This window comes from Barnesiella sp. An22 (assembly GCF_963931395.1).
GTDB lineage: Bacteria > Bacteroidota > Bacteroidia > Bacteroidales > Barnesiellaceae > Barnesiella > Barnesiella merdigallinarum.
The window spans coordinates 291850-309782 of sequence record NZ_OZ007014.1 but is presented as its reverse complement, the minus strand read 5'-3'; the positions used below and the strand labels follow the sequence as shown (position 1 = coordinate 309782).

Annotated in this window: 11 protein-coding genes and 1 pseudogene; 10 read left to right on the top strand and 2 right to left on the bottom strand. The window is 46.8% G+C overall.

The window, feature by feature from the left end:
• Positions 1–11 precede the first annotated feature (11 nt).
• The 7 genes from ABGT88_RS01275 to ABGT88_RS01245 all read left to right on the top strand — a co-directional run bounded on the left by ABGT88_RS01275 (position 12) and on the right by ABGT88_RS01245 (position 10536).
• On the top strand, positions 12–1772 hold the full coding sequence (locus ABGT88_RS01275) for a RagB/SusD family nutrient uptake outer membrane protein (protein ID WP_258327832.1): 1761 nt from the start codon (positions 12–14) through the stop codon (positions 1770–1772).
• Positions 1773–1799: 27 nt separating this feature from the next.
• Entirely contained in the window at positions 1800–2732 is a 933-nt protein-coding gene (locus tag ABGT88_RS01270) for a phosphodiester glycosidase family protein (protein ID WP_258327833.1), read from the top strand.
• A gap of 19 nt (positions 2733–2751) precedes the next feature.
• Positions 2752–4656 carry a BACON domain-containing protein gene (locus tag ABGT88_RS01265; protein WP_346699972.1) on the top strand — a complete coding sequence of 635 codons (1905 nt, stop codon included), beginning with the start codon at positions 2752–2754 and terminating at the stop codon, positions 4654–4656.
• A 30-nt stretch (positions 4657–4686) separates the two neighbouring features.
• Complete coding sequence (locus ABGT88_RS01260; RefSeq protein ID WP_258327835.1) at positions 4687–5634, top strand: phosphodiester glycosidase family protein; 948 nt, start codon at positions 4687–4689, stop codon at positions 5632–5634.
• Complete coding sequence (locus tag ABGT88_RS01255; RefSeq protein WP_346699970.1) at positions 5579–7453, top strand: DUF6528 family protein; 1875 nt, start codon at positions 5579–5581, stop codon at positions 7451–7453. Before ABGT88_RS01260 ends, ABGT88_RS01255 begins: the two co-directional genes overlap by 56 nt.
• A gap of 72 nt (positions 7454–7525) precedes the next feature.
• The gene (locus ABGT88_RS01250; protein ID WP_258327837.1) at positions 7526–8881 is read left to right on the top strand and encodes a T9SS type A sorting domain-containing protein; all 1356 of its coding nucleotides are present in this window, start codon (positions 7526–7528) and stop codon (positions 8879–8881) included.
• A gap of 269 nt (positions 8882–9150) precedes the next feature.
• Complete coding sequence (locus tag ABGT88_RS01245) at positions 9151–10536, top strand: transposase (protein WP_346699889.1); 1386 nt, start codon at positions 9151–9153, stop codon at positions 10534–10536.
• A 220-nt stretch (positions 10537–10756) separates the two neighbouring features.
• Here the strand turns inward: ABGT88_RS01245 and ABGT88_RS01240 are convergent, their stop codons facing one another.
• On the bottom strand, positions 10757–11653 hold the full coding sequence (locus tag ABGT88_RS01240; RefSeq protein ID WP_346699967.1) for a fimbrillin family protein: 897 nt from the start codon (positions 11651–11653) through the stop codon (positions 10757–10759).
• A 64-nt stretch (positions 11654–11717) separates the two neighbouring features.
• The gene (locus tag ABGT88_RS01235) at positions 11718–13496 is read right to left on the bottom strand and encodes an IdeS/Mac family cysteine endopeptidase (RefSeq protein WP_346699965.1); all 1779 of its coding nucleotides are present in this window, start codon (positions 13494–13496) and stop codon (positions 11718–11720) included.
• Positions 13497–13718: 222 nt separating this feature from the next.
• Between ABGT88_RS01235 and ABGT88_RS01230 the strand changes: the two are divergent.
• The 3 genes and pseudogenes from ABGT88_RS01230 to ABGT88_RS01220 all read left to right on the top strand — a co-directional run bounded on the left by ABGT88_RS01230 (position 13719) and on the right by ABGT88_RS01220 (position 17924).
• Positions 13719–14622, top strand: a pseudogene (locus ABGT88_RS01230) (IS982 family transposase).
• A gap of 105 nt (positions 14623–14727) precedes the next feature.
• Positions 14728–15819: a hypothetical protein gene (locus tag ABGT88_RS01225; RefSeq protein WP_087407793.1), complete on the top strand. Its 1092-nt coding sequence runs from the start codon at positions 14728–14730 to the stop codon at positions 15817–15819.
• Between the two features lie 95 nt (positions 15820–15914).
• Positions 15915–17924: a tetratricopeptide repeat protein gene (locus ABGT88_RS01220; RefSeq protein ID WP_346699963.1), complete on the top strand. Its 2010-nt coding sequence runs from the start codon at positions 15915–15917 to the stop codon at positions 17922–17924.
• Positions 17925–17933: the final 9 nt, after the last annotated feature.

The window sequence follows — 17933 nt, the reverse complement described above, 5'->3', positions numbered from 1 at the left end:
TATCAAGTCTTATGAAAAAAATATTTTTTTATTGTTCTGTTTTATTGAGTCCCCTGTTTTCAGGATGTAACGACTACCTTGATCTCAAGCCCGAGGATGTAATCGAAAGTAATCACTATTGGGAGACTGCAAATGCCTCTGCCTTGGAGCAATATTGTAATACATTCTATCCAAAACTTATTATCGGACAAGGAAATCCCAATACCGACGGAGCCATGGAATTCATCTCAATCGACTGCCAATCGGATAATATCTATTCGACCGGCGCCAATAACATCGCTTGGGGACAAAATCTCATCACCACCTCCGATAGTCAATGGTCATGGTCTATTATCAGAGGGTGCAACGAATTCTTGAACAACTATCAGCGATCTCCAGCAGGGGAATCGGCTAAAAACCAATATGCCGGAGAAATATACTTCTTTAAAGCTTTGGATTATTTCAACAAGGTTGTTCGTTTCGGCGATGTACCTTGGTATACAAAACCTCTGACGACTAATAGTCCCGAACTGTATCAAGGTCGAAACTCTCGATACGAAGTCATGGACTCTATTCTCATGTGCCTAGATAGAGCCGTAGAACTAATGGCCAAAAAGACCAATGTAGCCCGTGTTAGCAAAGATGCCGCACTTGCTCTTAAAGCAAGAGTCTGCCTATTTGAAGGAACATGGCGGCTGTATCGGAATCTTGAGGGATCTGAAAAATTCCTCCGAGAGGCTTACAATGCCGCCGGAGAACTTATGAAACCCGAATATGGATATAGCCTATACAACACTGGGAATAAACCCTATTACAATCTTTTCATTCAAGACAATTACACCGGGAACAGTGAAATTATTCTTTCCAAAGAATATGACGCATCTATCAATATGGGCCATGACATAAGCCGTACTTTACCCTTATCCAATTATGGCATGAGCCGCGACTGCTTCGAAGAATACCTCTGTGCAAAAACAGGATTGCCCATCTCGCAATGTAGCTGTCACAAAAACAAGAGTTCTTCGATAGAGATGAGACTTCGTGACCCTCGCTTATTGCAAACGATCTGCAACCCAGCCGATGGCGAAGACTGCTACTACCTTTGGAAAACTGTCAATGGGAAAAGAGTAGGCGGTGCGCCCAATATCTTCTCTTACATGGAAGGAACCGATGACAGACCCTATTACGGAACCTCCACGACGGGATACTGCATTGCCAAATACTATAATCCCGCCGAATATGTAGATTTACGCTTCAAAGGTAGTGTCGACTCCCCCATCTTCCGCTACGCCGAAATTTTATTGATCCGAGCTGAAGCTGGAGCCGAACTGGGTGAAGATCCCGAACTGGATAAAACAATAAACCTACTCCGAAAGCGAGCCGGGCTGACATTCATGCTATCACCTACTCCCCCGGCAGAGGGTGAAGATCCCGACATGATTGAAAAATATCCCGACATCAAGGGGCCTAACGCCTACCTCATTCGTGAAATCAGACGCGAACGACGTGTCGAACTTTTTGCCGAAGGACTTCGATACATGGATATCTTGCGTTGGCACTGTGGACACTTGTTAAATCGTCCAAGGAGAGGAGCAAAATCCAACATGTATACAGCTAAAGAATTGGCTTATCTCACCGACAAAGTTCCTATCAAAGATGGGTTTATCATGCCTTATGATCTTCGAATAGACTATCAGCCAAATTTCACCGAGAAGAATTATCTATTCAACATTCCTCTAAACGAAATTTCATTGAACCCCAATCTTTTACCTCAAAACCCAGGTTGGGAATAATATATTTCAACCCGAAAATATTCGATTATGAAACAACTAGCAAAACATAGTACCCGTATACTAACAACGCTCCTGATAATTACAACGATAACCGGTTGTGGAGAAAACGACAACGCTCTCGACACCAAAGGAGCCCAATCACCTATGGTGCAAAATATTGCAACTCATGTAGAATATATCCAAAGTATCCAATCGGAAACCTCCTATAATTTATGTGATGGAATAGAAATCACCGACCTCTCTTTTACGTACATGAAAAAACCTACTCGCATGATCATTGCGGTCATCGATTTAAGTAAAAATGTCATAGTAGCAGCATCGTCTCCTAACAATAAAACGACCGGAATCAACGAATTACAAACAATACCCGAACAGGCCATGAGTGCCGAACAGGCCGGATTGAAAGTTTGGTTAGCCATTAACGGGGGAGAATTTAATTCAACCGAAGCCAAAGGTCTCTTCTATAAAGACGGCGTTGCTATCAAAGAGACCGCAGAGAAAGAGTATGACAACTGTGTCGTAGTCACTCGCGACGGTAAAGTACGGGTTTGTTCCGTTTCAGAATTTCTGGTTCTACGTCAGCAAGCAGTACATACCATAGGAGGCAAACAACGTCTTATGGAAGATGGAAATCTTGGTGCATTTCTGGCTGATGACAACACCATGTCCCTCCAAGCTCGCACTTTCGTAGGTACCAATATAGATGCATCCAAGTTCTATATTTTCGTAGTCGAAGGTAGCACTCCCGAATATTCTACCGGAATCAGACTCCGAGACGCCATGCTCATCTGCCAAGGGGCGGGTTGCTATCAAGCGACCAATCTCAGCGATGGTGTATACTCAACTTTTTCAGTACGGGAAGAAACCCCTTCGGGTGTTGTATTCAAGACGATTAACAGGCTTTCTCAAAATACACCTCAAAAGGTTTTGAATGGGTTAATAATTACTCAAAAACAGTAACATATTAAAGCGACAAACGATGAAAAACAAAATATTCTCTTATCTCCTTTTAGGGCTATTCCTCTCCTTTTTTATGAGAGCTATGATTTCGTGCGACGATGACGGAATCGTTCGCCGAGTAACGCCTGAACTCACTATTCAAGACGAAATTTCGGTCGGCCCCATGGCCGAACGGCTAGTGATCAACCTGAAATCGTCGTACCCCTGGTTTGCCGAGACCGAAGCCGACTGGATAAACATTCGTCGAGTGAGAGGCCATGCCCTTAAACCCGACTCCATCATTCTCGAAATTGCCGAGAATACCGAAATGGCCAACCGTACAGGATATATCGAAATACGACTGATGGACCAACTCTCCAAGAGAATACCTGTCACCCAACTGAGCCGGGGCAGCCTCATCACACTCCCCAAGAAGGTTATCTATTTTAACCGTCAGGGCGGTGACGAAATCGTCGACATCATCACCGAACAAGATTGGCAGTTCGAAACCATCTCTGGTGAGGGTTTCTCTATCTCGAAATCGGAAAACGGGAAGATGGTTATCCATGCCGAGATGAATACAACCGGTAATACCCGCCAACAATCCATCAGACTCTTTGACGAAAACCGTACGGTCGAAAATCAGTTAACAATTATCCAAAGTACCCGAGACGAACTGGTGGCATGGGCTCTTCTCCCCGAAGAAAAAGACTGCATCGTACAACGAGCCGGCGAAAGTCACGAATTTCTGGTTACACTCAACCGGGAAGCCGAGACCCGAAGCTCGGCCAACTGGATTAAGGTGAGTGCAATCCCGGCAACAAACAGTACCGAGAAGACAGATGTAAAAGTAACGGTATCAATCGACGAGAACCTCGACTATGATGAGCGTTACGGCTATATCCTTGTCGGAGAGAAAGGGAATATCGACAACTCTTGCGATACTATTTATATTGCTCAACGTGCAGCCAATGAGATAGTATATGTAAGAGCCGATGCCCCGGCAGGTGGTGACGGAAGTTCCTGGGAAAGAGCATTTAATACCATTTCTGCAGGTATGACAGCTGCCGACTATGCCAAATTGAAAGAACTGTGGGTGGCCAAAGGAGATTATCAAATCACCACTACCCTCAACTGGAAAGAGGTTAATGTTTTCGGTGGCTTCGAAGGGAATGAAGTAAAACGCAAAGACCGGGATTTTTCCCAAAAATCACGAATCATCGGAGGTCCGTTCCAGACGATGAATGCCTGGAACAATGAGAATGGAATTCGAGTATTCATCGATGGATTCATTTTTGAAGGAGCCAATAGCCAATCAGATTACATGGGTCCGCTTGAGATATACAAAGGGCGTGGACTTAGAAACTGTATTATCAGGAACAATACATACGGGAAAAACTCCGGTGGATATTATGATAATTGCGAACTTATAAACTGCCTCTTCTATGGAAACACCTCATTAGGCTCTACCGGAGCCGTGGTTCATGTTGCCAACGGCACAAAACTCTATAATGTAACTATCGTCAACAACCAAGGTGGAGGTGGAGCCGGAGGTGGTATCCGAATGGATAAAGGAACCGAAGCTTACAACACCATTCTGTGGGGCAACAAAGACACCCGACCCAAAGGAGGATACCACCAATTATACTCCGACTCAAATGTAAAACTATATAATTGTGCTATACAGACTGGAGATGCCATTTACCAAGAGCCAACCAAGAGTAATGTGATTTCTTTATCTTCCGACAACGATGCATCCGACGGGCCTCAATTTACTAACATCAATTCAGGAACCGAAGATTTTAGTCTTCGGAGTTCTTCAAGCTGCATAGACAAAGGGCTGAGCAGTGCCATTGAAACATTAAATATCTTCTACGACATCACAGGGAATCATCGTATTGCAGGATCATCAGTCGATATAGGAGCCTATGAATACCCTCAATGATAAATTTCTAAATACTAAAAAACATCGATTATGAAATTATATAAACTAACTTCCATATTGTTGTTCTTATCTCTCATCACCATATCTATGTCTTGTACTTCATCTGATGAAGAGGAAAAAAACTTTTCCAATTTACTCAATACCCTAAAAACAGAGACCGGGATTATTGGTGATATATATAATGAGTCTATCAATTCTTTGCGCAATGGGGTTACCGTACATGACATCGACTTTGAAAGCGAAGGAGAACGAACTCATATGTTCATTGCCCAAATAGACTTGAATCAAGTAACTATTATAGCTTCTACGCCCAACGACAAACCCGAATTGGCTAATCCCGATGCCATACTGCCTGTACATGCCGGATCGGCTGAAGGCAACGGAAAAACCGTATGGGTAGGAGTCAATGGAGATTATTGGGCCGAAAACTCTTCGGTTCCCGGAGGATTGGTTCCTATGGGTATATTTTACAAAGATGGCGTCGCTATTCGAACGACTTATTACAATCAGCATACCGAAGTTATCTACAAGACAAAAAGTGGAGATATAGGTATCGGCACCGTCAACGATATTTTCCCCCAATTAGATAACATGCAAGAGGTAATAGGCGGACGAGGCCTACTCATAAAAGACGACGTTCAACAAACCGTATTCGATGATATTTCACAATCGACCATACGCTATCCCCGGACGGCTGTAGGCATTAACAAAAAAAACAATACTCTCTACTTTCTTGTTGTCGATGGTCGTCAACAAGGATATTCTTCAGGTCTCGACCTAAATGCTATTGCTTCGTTACTTCATTCACTAAACTGTACCAATGCCATCGCATTAGACGGAGGTGGATCATCTACGATGATTGTACGAAAGGTAAAACCCGACGGATTAGTTACATTTCCCATCATAAACAGGCCTTCAGACAATGATGGAGCTCGTACTATATCCAATGGAATTCTGGTTATCGAAAAACAACAATAATACCATGTGTGTACATTACAAAATAGTTCTCTTATCGGGACTTCTTATTTCGTTTATCCTCCCGTCTTTTGCAATTGCTTGTAGTTGCACACCGCAAAACTCCAAGACAATCGCCATTGCCGAACAATCAAATCGGGCTTTTGTCATCGCACAAGAAAATGGTACAATTCTGTGGAAATGGGAGGCCGCCTCATCGTCAATTCCCGCCTCCAAACAAATATGGTTTCATAACCCCAGTGAGGTAAAACCGGTCTACAACGGCAAATATCTGCTTGTAACTGCTTCGGGAGGTGCGGTGGCTCTAATCAGAATTGCCGACAAGAAGGTCATGTTCTATGCTTACGCTGGCGAAAACCCGCACTCGGCCGAGCTGCTCCCCGACGGAAACATTGTCACGGCGTCGTCGACCGACCAACAAATAAGCATATTCCGCACCGACACGGTACTCGGAACCGGCCAAGCTATCAATAGCTACAAGGTCTCGGCAGCCCACAATGTCGTGTGGGACCGTATGAAAAGCCTGTTGTATACAACCGACAATAACTGCCTGGTATCCTATGAATACAATTTCAATCAAGATACCCCGGCCCTCTTCAACCGGAAAGAAATATACCGCCTCACCGGAAACGGGTCGGAAGGCTCGCACGATCTGTTCCCAGTCTATGGCGAGAGCGCTCTCTTCTGGACAACCAACAGCAAGGTATACAAATACGACCTCATTACCGGGCAATGTAACGTCTGCTACTGCCTGAAAGAAATTAAAAGCATCTCGTCGGGACCGGACAACACGTCCACAATGATGCTTCAACCCACGGAGTCGTGGTGGTCCGACCGCCTGATCGATTCCTCTGGAAAGGTAATTTTTCAAAAACCGAATTATAAGATGTATAAAGCTCGCTGGATGGTCGATAATACCTTCAGTTATCCCCCTGTACATCAAATATCGAATAGTTCGAAGCGTTCTTACTCCAACTTATCAAATACGCTAAACAAAAAAAGTGGTATTATTGAAAAGATAAATGGCGAATCTGTCCATTTACTACGAGATGGAGTAACAATATTTGACATCGACTGCCAAAGTAACGGTGATAGGACCCATATGTTTGTCGCACAAGTCGATCTCAACCAGGTTACCTGGGTTGCCTCTACCCCCAACGACAAACCCGAATTGGCTAATCCCGATGCCATACTCTCTGTTCACGCTCAAGCTGCCGAAAACAATGGTAAGACCGTGTGGTTGGGTGTCAACGGCGACTATTGGGCCAGAACCACTTCGGTTCCCGGCGGCTTAGTTCCCATGAGTATTTTTTACAAAGAAGGTTTCGCTATTCAAACATCTTATTACAACCAACACACCGAAGTGATTTACAAGACGAAAGACGGGAATGTAGGTATCGGCATCGTCGACGATATACTTCCTCGTCTCTTCGAAATGCAAGATGTAATTGGCGGACGAGGCCTTTTAATCAGAGATGGGAAAAAACAAATAGTAAACGATCAGGTTAGTCTGGCAGAAGAACGTCATCCCCGTACGGGTGTTGGAATCGCCAACCATGGTAAAACGCTTTACCTAATAGTTGTCGATGGCCGTCAACCGGGCTACTCTGCCGGTGCCAGTCTAAACGATCTCGCTACAATATTCCAGGCCCTAAACTGCTCAGATGCCATTGCATTAGATGGAGGAGGTTCTTCTACAATGATCATAAGAGAATATACACCCGATGAATCGGCCTCCTTTCCTCTACTAAACAAACCGTCGGATAGTACAGGAGCCCGGAAAATTTCTAATGGGATTCTCATCATCGAAAACAAACCATAATACTTCTACGATTAAACCATATATAATTGACTTCGATCTATCATAAAAATCATTCACTAAAATTTAACAGCTATGAAAGCAAAACGATTACTTTCTTCTCTTTTAACGGCAGCCATCGCAGCATGGGGTCTCCAAGCTGCTGCCGAAGTGATTTACATCGTTCCTAATGGAACAGGTAGTGGAACCTCCTGGGAAGATGGAGCCAACATCAGTTCATTAGCCAAAAAAGTAGATGTAGAGGCCTGGATTAAAGAAGGCAACTACACTATCGATGCCGGATTCTACTTGGGACAAGGAGCCCAATTATACGGCGGATTCAAAGGTAACGAAACCTCCTTCGACCAACGCGACAAAACCATCAGACCTGTTTTAACGTCAAATTGCACCATGATGTCAGTCGGAGGCAACAGCACCTCCCGCACAGTCTATTTCGACGGATTGGAGATTGCTAACTGCGATTTGCTTAGTGCCGGGAACCGCATAATCATCGAAGTCTACGGTTCGGCTCAATTCAACAACTGTATCTTCCGCAACAACAAAGCCACCGAAACGGCCGGTATCCTGGCCTATGCGGGTTGCGACCTTACCATCTCGAACTGTCTGTTTGCCAACAATACCGTCTCGTCCAAGTTTGGTATCATGCGCAGCCAAGGTGACGTAACATTCTGTAATACCACCATCGTCAATAATGTGGGCTCTGGCAACTTCGACTGGAACCGAGTTGGCGGTATCTTCATCGAAAAAGGCAACGTGCGATTCTACAACACGATACTCTGGGGAAATACACCGGGCAACATCCGTTGCGACGCCACCTCGGGCGCCTCGGTAGAATTTTCAAATACAGCAATCGGACTTACCGAAAATGCCGACGGACGCAATACTTGGGGTTACGACTATCTCATCACCGAATCTCAAAAAGAAGGTTCACAAATTGTCATCAATGATAACTGCATCAAATTGGCAATGGACAATAATCAAGATAATGGCGATGCTAAAGCTCCGCTCTTTGTCGATCCCGAAAATGGAGATTTCCACCTTTCTTCCACTTCTCCGTTAATAGCCGCAGGCGATGACCCTGCTGGCCTTTTAGGCACAGCTTACGATTTGGACGGTAATCCCTGCATCGACGATGACCTCAACATCGACTTGGGAGCCTACCAATATTCCGGCACATCTAGTGCAATCAGCCATATCAATGCCGAAAAATCAGCAGTTGTATGCTACCCCAATCCGGTCAGCGATGTACTCTACATCAGAGCAATCAATGCTTATCAGGCCGATGTTTACTCCATTACCGGTACACTGGTACTCTCGTCAAACATCTTAGCCTCAGGACAGTTGCAAGTAAAAGACCTTGCACCCGGCTTCTACCAAATTGTTATTAAAACGACAAATGGAACCGTATCAAGCTCGATTATAAAACAATAAGTTTCCCTAAAACATAATGGGATTCCCCCCATTCTTTATGAACCCTAAAAGTTGGAATAGCTTTTAGGGTTCTGCTTTTACCGCCCATCTGTTAACTTATCCCTCCATAAAAATCACATCTAATTAGGGACTGTCGTAAAAAGAATAAAACTTTATAACGAATTGATTGCCAATGTAATATAAAATTTGTATCTTAGCTAAAGATAAAAAGAATACCTCCAATTGCCCTAGAAAAGCCAAATTTGGAGGTATCGCAAAAATTAATCTGCATGGCTAAGGTACAAAATTTCTCTGGAATATCACCCGATCTTCCTTTCACGGAGTTCGATTTTTATGAATTGTATAGGCGGACGTTCGAGACTAGCGAGCTGGGAAAAATCAGGAAGAGGCTGCCGCTTGGTGAGATGGCAGAGAACTTTGGACTGATAAGCAAGAGCATGAGAGCGAAGAAAGGGCGAAAAACATACTTCACCCCGGAGGGCAAGGTTGCGCTGATGTTCCTGAAGATGTACACAGGTCTGAGCAGCCCGAGGTTGATGGAGCATCTTAACGGCAACGTCCACTATCAGCTCTTCTGCGATGTGAGAATAGACCCGATGCATCCTCTGACGAACTACAAACTTCTGGACGACGTGTTTTCGGAGCTGGCCCGCGGGCTGAAGATCCAACAGCAGCAGGAGATACTGGCAAGAGCCTGGGAACCGTACATGAAGGACCTGGATACGATGTATACGGATGCGACCTGTTACGAGAGCGAGATGCGCTATCCTACGGATGCGAAGCTTCTGTGGGAAGGAATAGAGAAGTCATATGAGATAATGTGCACTCTGAGTGCCAAGCTGAATGTGCACCGTCCGAGGACGAAGTACGTAGACGTAGAGAAGGCCAACCTGTCGTACAGGAAGCGGCGCAGGCATACGAAAGTCCAGACCAGGAAACTGACCAGACGCCTGCTCAACCTTTTGGGGAAGATACTGAAGGAGACCCGCACACTGGAGAGGGAGAATGCAGGCGCGGAGAAATTGCTGACAGCCAGACAGAAGAGCGATATTGAAATCATCACAAGAGTGTACCGCCAGCAGAAGGCCCACTTCGAGAACAACAATCCTCGCGAGAGTGTCAAGGACAGGATAGTGAGCATCAGCAAGCCGTATGTGAGGCCGATCGTGAGAGGCAAGGAAGTGAAGAGCGTAGAGTTTGGTGCGAAGTGCAACAACATCCAGGTTGACGGACTCTCATTCATCGAGAAGCTGTCATTCAATGCCTTCAACGAGGGAACCAGGCTTACGCACTGCCTGAAGATGCACCGAAAGCTCTTCGGTGTGGAGGCGAAGAAGGTCGGAGGAGATGCAGGCTATGCCGGCAGCGCCAACAGGGGGTACTGCAAGGATAGAGGAATACAGACGTCATTCGTCAAGCGTGGCCGTCCGTCCTTGGAAAAGAAAGAGAACGACATCATCCGCAACGAGCTGGCGAGGGTGAGGGCAACGAGGATGGAAGGCTCGTTCGGAACGCAGAAGGAACACTATGGCCTGAAACGCATCAAGGCAAGGACGAAGTTGACCGAAATCCTGTACATCTTCTTTGGCATCCACACGGCGAATGCAGTACAGCTCGTCCGGCGGGAAGTCAACGAAATTGCCCAGGCTGCCTGATGTTCGAGGTGAGTGAGAAACGGCCCTTTCACTGGAGTATTGGCTCCAGTTGGGTCCAAAAATGAAAAAAGGGGCTCCGAAACGGAGCCGAAAATATAAAAAGATGAGTTCGATCGGAAAAATTACCGGGACAGTCTGCCGATTGACTCATAATGACGGAATTAAACGACTGTCCCTATTGTAGTCCTGTCCATAATCAATGCCTGATGACGGAGGTGATTCAGAAGGATATGCCTCCGTTGACAGTTCCCTGGGACTCCCATCCTATGATCTCCACTCCGTCCATTCTGATCCCGTCCGAAGAAATCTCAAGCCGCACCGTCAGCATTTTGCCTCCTTCAAGCTGACTGAGCGCCTGACCGTCCCCGGTGGTGTCCGGAAGAGTGAACGTCTTTTTCATACCCTGGAAAGAGACCTCTACAGTGACATCGTCTTTCTGCTGCGGAATCAGCATATATGACACGGAATTCCCCTTCTTTTCCATGTATCTTGCCGGACGGGCAGCAGAGCCTGATTCAACTTCGCCCTTGCGCAGATCCACCGTGCATGAGGACATCGCATTGACGGATGTGGCTACCTGCGAAAGATCGGAATCGGAATAAGTGCCGTCAGACACATATTCTATGGCAAGCCTGTGGAAAGCATGAGAGAATTTCAGCTCCACCACCGACGCCTGGTACGCCACCGGAACAGCCTTGGCAAGCAGAAGATCCGTCTCGCCGTCTGCCGGCATGTCAAAACGGAAACTGCCGTCTGAAACGGCATCCTGATCAGGATAACATCCTGAAAAATACACCGTACCGGAATTATCCGGAAGCTCCAAATCCGACCAGAAAAGTTCCGTTTCTCCCACCGTATAGATCTCGCTTATATCATCAAAGCCCTCTCCTGAAACCGTAAGCCGGAACATGTCTCCGCTTACGAAATTTCCGGAGCCGTCCTGTCCGAGCTGAGGCGACTTCACAATGGGGCCTACGGCAGTCCTTATGTCGATTTTTCCCGTCACTTCATCGCTGCCGCCGTCCCCGCCGGGAAGGACGGATCTGTCGCATGAGACGGCCGCCAGCAGAATCGCCGCAGCATATAGAAAAAATTTATAACTCTTCATAATCATCATAATATCTATGTCAAATAAAATGTCTGCAATCCTGCCGGGCACTGCCCGACATCATTTTTCAGCTTCAGTCGTCTGTGCGCACTTCCGGAAAGGCGTTCCGCCATACGTCACGCATAAGATCCATCGTAGTCACTCCGACTATCGCATACGATGTACCCTCCCCGATCAATATCTTGAATCCGCTGCCCTCATTGTAGGTGATCTTCTTGCGGATCAGGCGATGCCTCTGGAACGGAGTGCTGCTGCCTGTGACCTGAAAATTATAATAGTCGTTGTTGTCGACATAATATACGGCCGAGATATATCCTTCATCATCGAATTCGACACCATAGAGAGCCATGACATGCGTCAGTCCGTGTGAGCGTATGAATCCGAGTCCGCGGTCATTCTCAAGGGCGTCTTTTATGAGCTCGTTGAACGTTTCCTTGCTGAAGCCCCCGAAAGAGTCGGCTATCTTCATTCCCTTGAAAACCTCCGTAAAATAGCCTCCGAAGGCATCGTCGTCGAAAGTGTCGTTTAGACCCAATCCGGGAGTGTGGTTGATGAACCAGTTGATGCCGTCCCTCGCATCCCCTCCGCGGTTACGGCTTGCCTCCCTGAAGAAATTGAATATCTCGCTTTTTTCAGTGCCAGAAAATTCAGATGAAGGGCGCGGATATTTCGGGCACACATCTCCATATTTACGGTCATACGCGGCAATATAGTCGCTGTTGATGTTCATCCACCAGTGGAGCATGCATGCCGAAGCGGCCGCCCAGCACATGTTGCTGTCATGATAGCCGGGACGGGAGTTGCTTTCGTCCGGATTGTCCTTGTCGCAGTCATACCAGCGGAAGCCCTCCTGCCAGTTCAGATAGGCTGTTTCAGGATCGCTGTCAAACTTGAACCATACTCCTGAAGGGAAGTTCCACGGATAAAATTTATCCGTATCTGTCAGCACTTTCACGGTCTCCTCATTGTAGTCAGGAGTTTCCGGCGTCTTGACTCCATATACCCAGCATATTTTCCCAGCATAGTCGGGATCAGGCTCCGGCTCTTCCCCGGGGCCGACGCCGCCCTGATTCAGACTCAGGTTCAGCACAGTCTCCTTTCCGCTCTCCAGAAAATCCCTGCCGCCGATTTCCGACGGCGCCTTGAAGGTCGAGGTCTTGCCGCCCGCAGTTATTTCCACCCATCCGTCGGAATAAGGGCCCAGACTGCCCGGGAAAAGTATTGCGGAAAACTTGCCCTGACTCCCTTCCGCTTTTCTGGCATCTATTCTCACCTTTTCACCGGACGGATCATTCAGACTTCCGCTATAGATTGAAAGCGACCCCTCGGTCTCATTGAGGACCTTTACTGAAAGGTCTTCGGGCAATGTACCGTCAGAGCCCGTAATGTTTATGACAAGCCTGTGCATGGCATGCCTGAAAGGAAATTCTATCCTGTTGCCTGAAAGCGAGCCAAGATCAATGTCGAGATGGCTCCACAGAAGATCCGATTCCATGTAGCCGTCCCCGCTCTGGTCGGTCTGCACCTTATGGCGGTGCACGTTTGACCCGATGCCTTCAGCCTCCGATACAGGATAATATGCGGAAAGCCTGGCCGTGCCGGATCCCAGGTCGCTCTTCTTCAGCGCCGGAGTCCACCTGCCGTTCTCAAGAGTGAGAATGACATGCCTGGAAGGACTGCCGTATATATACAACCCGACCTTGTCCCCTTCCGTAAAAGTTCCGCTCCCGTCTTCATCCACATCCGCCTTCACTGATGGCATATCCTGCGTATCATCAACAAAACCGTTTTTGGTGAATGCCAGTTCAATGAATCCGTCATCCTGTACGGAAACAGGCTCCTCCGTCTTCATGCAGGCCGGCAAGAAAAGAAGAAAAGCAGCGGCTGCTGTAAACGCACGCATTGCGGAAGCCGCATTACCACACATAAACATTGTCATATAATTGGTCAAAAGACTGCAAATTTAACGTGAGTTCGATATAAAGATTGAAATTATCAGTTTGAAAATTAGGAACATAGCGATAAAAGCATTAAATTTATAGTGCTCAATTATAACATTTAAGCGACTACCACTATGTTCTCAGAGGCCAAAGTTACGGAGATTTTTTGTATGGCGGATGATTTTTGCAAGGAATTTGCCAAAACACAGGAAAAATATATGGTTGAAGACAAGAATCATAAGCATCGGAATAAGCCGAACCGGATGAGTGATGCGGAAATCATGGTCATCCTAGTCCTGTTCCACTCGGGAGGCTTCAGATGTTTCAAGCATTACTACAAAGAATATGTATGCAAACATCTGACGCATCTCTTTCCCAGACGTGTGTTCCTATAACCGTTTTGTAGAACTGGAAAAGGAAGTCCTGCTGCAGCTGACCATTTTCATCAAGGAAGTCCTGTTGGGTACTTGTACCGGTATCAGCTTTGTGGATTCCACACCGCTGCGTGTATGCCGAAACCAACGCATATTGATTCACAAGACTTTTAAGGGTCTCGCCGAACGTGGAAAATGCTCCATGGGATGGTTCTTCGGGTTTAAGCTTCACCTGATCATCAACGATAAGGGTGAAATTCTCAATTTCATGTTTACTCCGGGAAATGTGGATGACCGTGAACCGCTGAAACAGACAAAGTTCCTGAAGAACATCAAGGGCAAACTGTGTGCGGACAAGGGGTATATCGGGCAAACCTTGTTCGAGAACCTATTTCTTAACGGCATACAGTTGATAACCAAAGTGAAGAACTTCAACAAAAACCTGTGGGTACCTACCCCCGAGGAGCTGGCCAAAGCCCGCGAGGCTCAAGAGGCCAAAGCCAACGGCGAGGAGGTAACCACCGACAAACAGGAGAAGGCAAAAAGTACCTCGCGCTCCTCCCGAGCCAAGAAACAGAAAGAGGCCAAAGCCAAAAAGCAAAAGCAACCCAAGCAGCAAAAGACCTCATCGGCTCCTGTCCGCTCGGTACGACGAACCCGATAAAAACCGACCTCCATACACCGCAAAAGTCGCCTCTCACCCGGGGCGACTTTTTTTGCTTTTACATATTATTTCACTAATTTTGTATCATACTATTCACATCATACCATGAAAACCATCAAAGTATTTATAGCCTCATCAGAGGAACTGAAGCCCGAGCGATTGGAGCTCACCTATATGATTCAGCACCTCAACCGCATTCTCAAGCCGAAAGATGTAGAGATTGAACCCGTTAAGTGGGAATATCTCGATGCATCCATGGGCCCGCTGCACAAACAAGAAGAGTATAATCAAGAGCTAAAAAAATGCGAACTGTGCCTGGTTCTCTTTTGGACCCGCTTTGGCGACTATACCAAGAGTGAACTTGATACTGCTTATTCGGAACTATGCGCCGGACGCAACCCGCAGAAACTGTATGTCTACTTCAAAAAAGCCGAAGAGATTTCCCCCGAGCTAAAAGCCTTTAAGGAGAATTTCGCTACAACCTATGGCCACGTCCCATGTCAATTCGATACTGTTGATGACCTAATTCTTTCTTTCCTACTTCAACTCGAAAATTATTTGGATTTGGCACCCGAAATCCAGCCTCAAGTACGCGATTCACAAGTTGAAATCGACGGGCATCCGTTTGTCGAACTTAAAAACATACCCTTTGCCGGTAACAACCCCGAATATCTGCAACTGCTGAAGCAAATTGAAGCCACTCAAGCCCGTGTCTTGAAATATCCCGATGACTTGGATTTCCGGCAGGAACTACACGATTTACAGGAACAGCGCAAAGCGATGGAGAGCAGTCTGCTCGATATGGCCAAACACATCACGAGGCTTTCATCGACAATACCATCGGCCCATCTCACCGAGGCGATGCGGCTTTTCGAAGCAGGTGACAACAAAGGGGCCAGTATCATACTCAATCTTGATGAAACACTTCGCGATGCAGAGGAAACAGCAACTCGTTTAAATGCAATTGCAGAAATATTGGAGGAAACTCAAAAGGCTATTGAATCGAATATTGAAGAGTATCGGCTTCAAATCAAAACCTTGCAAAGCAACAAGCCCAAAGGTTGGATTGATGATGTAATTGCGGTCTACGACAAGGCTATAACAATAGCTCGCGGTCGTATTACTCCCGAAAAATTCGCCGAACTGCTTCGAAATTATACTGAATTTCTTCAAGAGAACCGATTGAAACAAGAATAAAGGGACTGATAATATTTATAATAAACCGAGAGAGAAATCATTCTTAGCAATGTATTTCCCTTTCGTATAATATGATTTACTAATCACACCCACTCATGAGAACACTCAAAGTATTTATCGCTTCATCGGAGGAGCTCCGGCTCGAACGACTGGAATTTGCCGATATGATACAGCACCTTAACCGTATTCTTAAACCTCGGGGAATAGAAATCGAACCGATAGATAATCACGAAGAATACAATCGCGAATTGAAAAACTGCGAATTGTGCCTGGTACTCTATTGGACCCGATTCGGCGACTACACCAAAAGCGAGTTCGATACGGCTTATTCGGAGCTATGCGCCGGACGCAACCCGCAGAAACTGTATGTCTATTTCAAAGATGCCGACGAGATAACACCCGAATTAAGGGCTTTCAAGGAGAGTTTCGACACCCAATACGGACACTTCTTCTGCCGGTTCGAGAACGTCGATACGATGAAGCTCAATTTCCTGCTCCAATTCGAGGCATATCAAAACCAGAGTTCGGAGGCCATGCTCCAAGTACGCAATTCGCAAGTCGAAATCGACGGGCAGCCCTTTGTCGAGCTCAAAAACATTCCCTTTGCCGGGAACAACCCCGAGTATCTGCAACTGCTGAAGCAGATTGAAGCCACTCAAGCCCGTGTCTTGAAGTATCCCGATGACTTGGATTTCCGGCAAGAGTTGCACGATTTACAGGAGCGGCGCAAGGCGATGGAGAGCAGCCTGCTCGATACGGCCAAACTCATCACACGACTCTCGTCGACAACCACCTCGGCCCGCCTCACCGAAGCGATGCGGCTTTTCGAGGCCGGCGACAACAAGGGGGCCAATGCCATACTCAACTTGGACGAGATTACCCGGGATGCCGAAGCCAATGCAGCTCGCTTGGACGCCGTGCGCGAAATTGAATCGGAAACCCTCAAGGCCCTTGAATCGAATATCGAGGAGTATCGTTTAAAAATCAAGACATTGCAAAATGAAATGGAGAGAGGCTGGGTTGCCGAGGTAATAACCGTCTACGACAGGGCCGTTGCCATTGCCCGTAACCGTATCGCCCCAGAGAAAGTCGCTGAATTGCTCCGGGATTATGCCGATTTCCTGCAAGACAACAAACAATACCATTTGGTGAGTACCCTGTACGAAGAGGCATTGGCTATCTACCGAACGCTGGCTGCACAAAATCCAGAGACATTCGAGAGCGATGTGGCCAGGACGCTGAACAATCTGGCGAACTTGCATTCTGATACCCAACAGCTCGATTGGGCGGAAAAGGAATATGCCGAGGCTCTGGAGATTCGACGAAGACTGGCCCAGAAAAATCCCGAGGTCTTCGAAAGCAAGGTGGCCAGGACGCTGTACAATCTGGCTCTCTTGCATCAGAATACCCAACGGCTCGATTGGGCGGAAAAGGAATATGCCGAGGCTCTGGAGATTCGACGTCGTCTGGCCCAGAAAAATCCCGAGGCTTTCGAGAGCGATGTGGCCTTGACGCTGAACAATCTGGCTGTCTTGCATGCCGATACCCAACGACTCGACTTGGCGGAAAAGGAGCATACCGAGGCTCTGGAGATTCAGCGGCGTCTGGCCCAGAAAAATCCCGAGGCTTTCGAGAGCGATGTGGCCTTGACGCTGAACAATCTGGCTCTCTTGCATAAGAATACCCGACGGCTCGACTTGGCGGAAAAGGAGTATACCGAGGCTCTGGAGATTCGACGAAGACTGGCCCAGAAAAATCCCGAGGTCTTCGAAAGCAAGGTGGCCAGGACGCTGTACAATCTGGCTCTCTTGCATCAGAATACCCAACGGCTCGATTGGGCGGAAAAGGAATATGCCGAGGCTCTGGAGATTCGACGTCGTCTGGCCCAGAAAAATCCCGAGGCTTTCGAAAGCGATGTGGCCTTGACGTTAACCGGTTTGGCTCTTTTGCATGCCGATACCCAACGATTCGATTTAGCCATGGAAGAACTGCAAGAGGCTTTGGCTATTTACAATCGCATGGCTCAATATACCGATGTAGACCAAGAGTATATAGAAATCATTAAATCTCTTATCAAAGAATTGCAAGAACAATCGACAGAATAACTTTCAGAC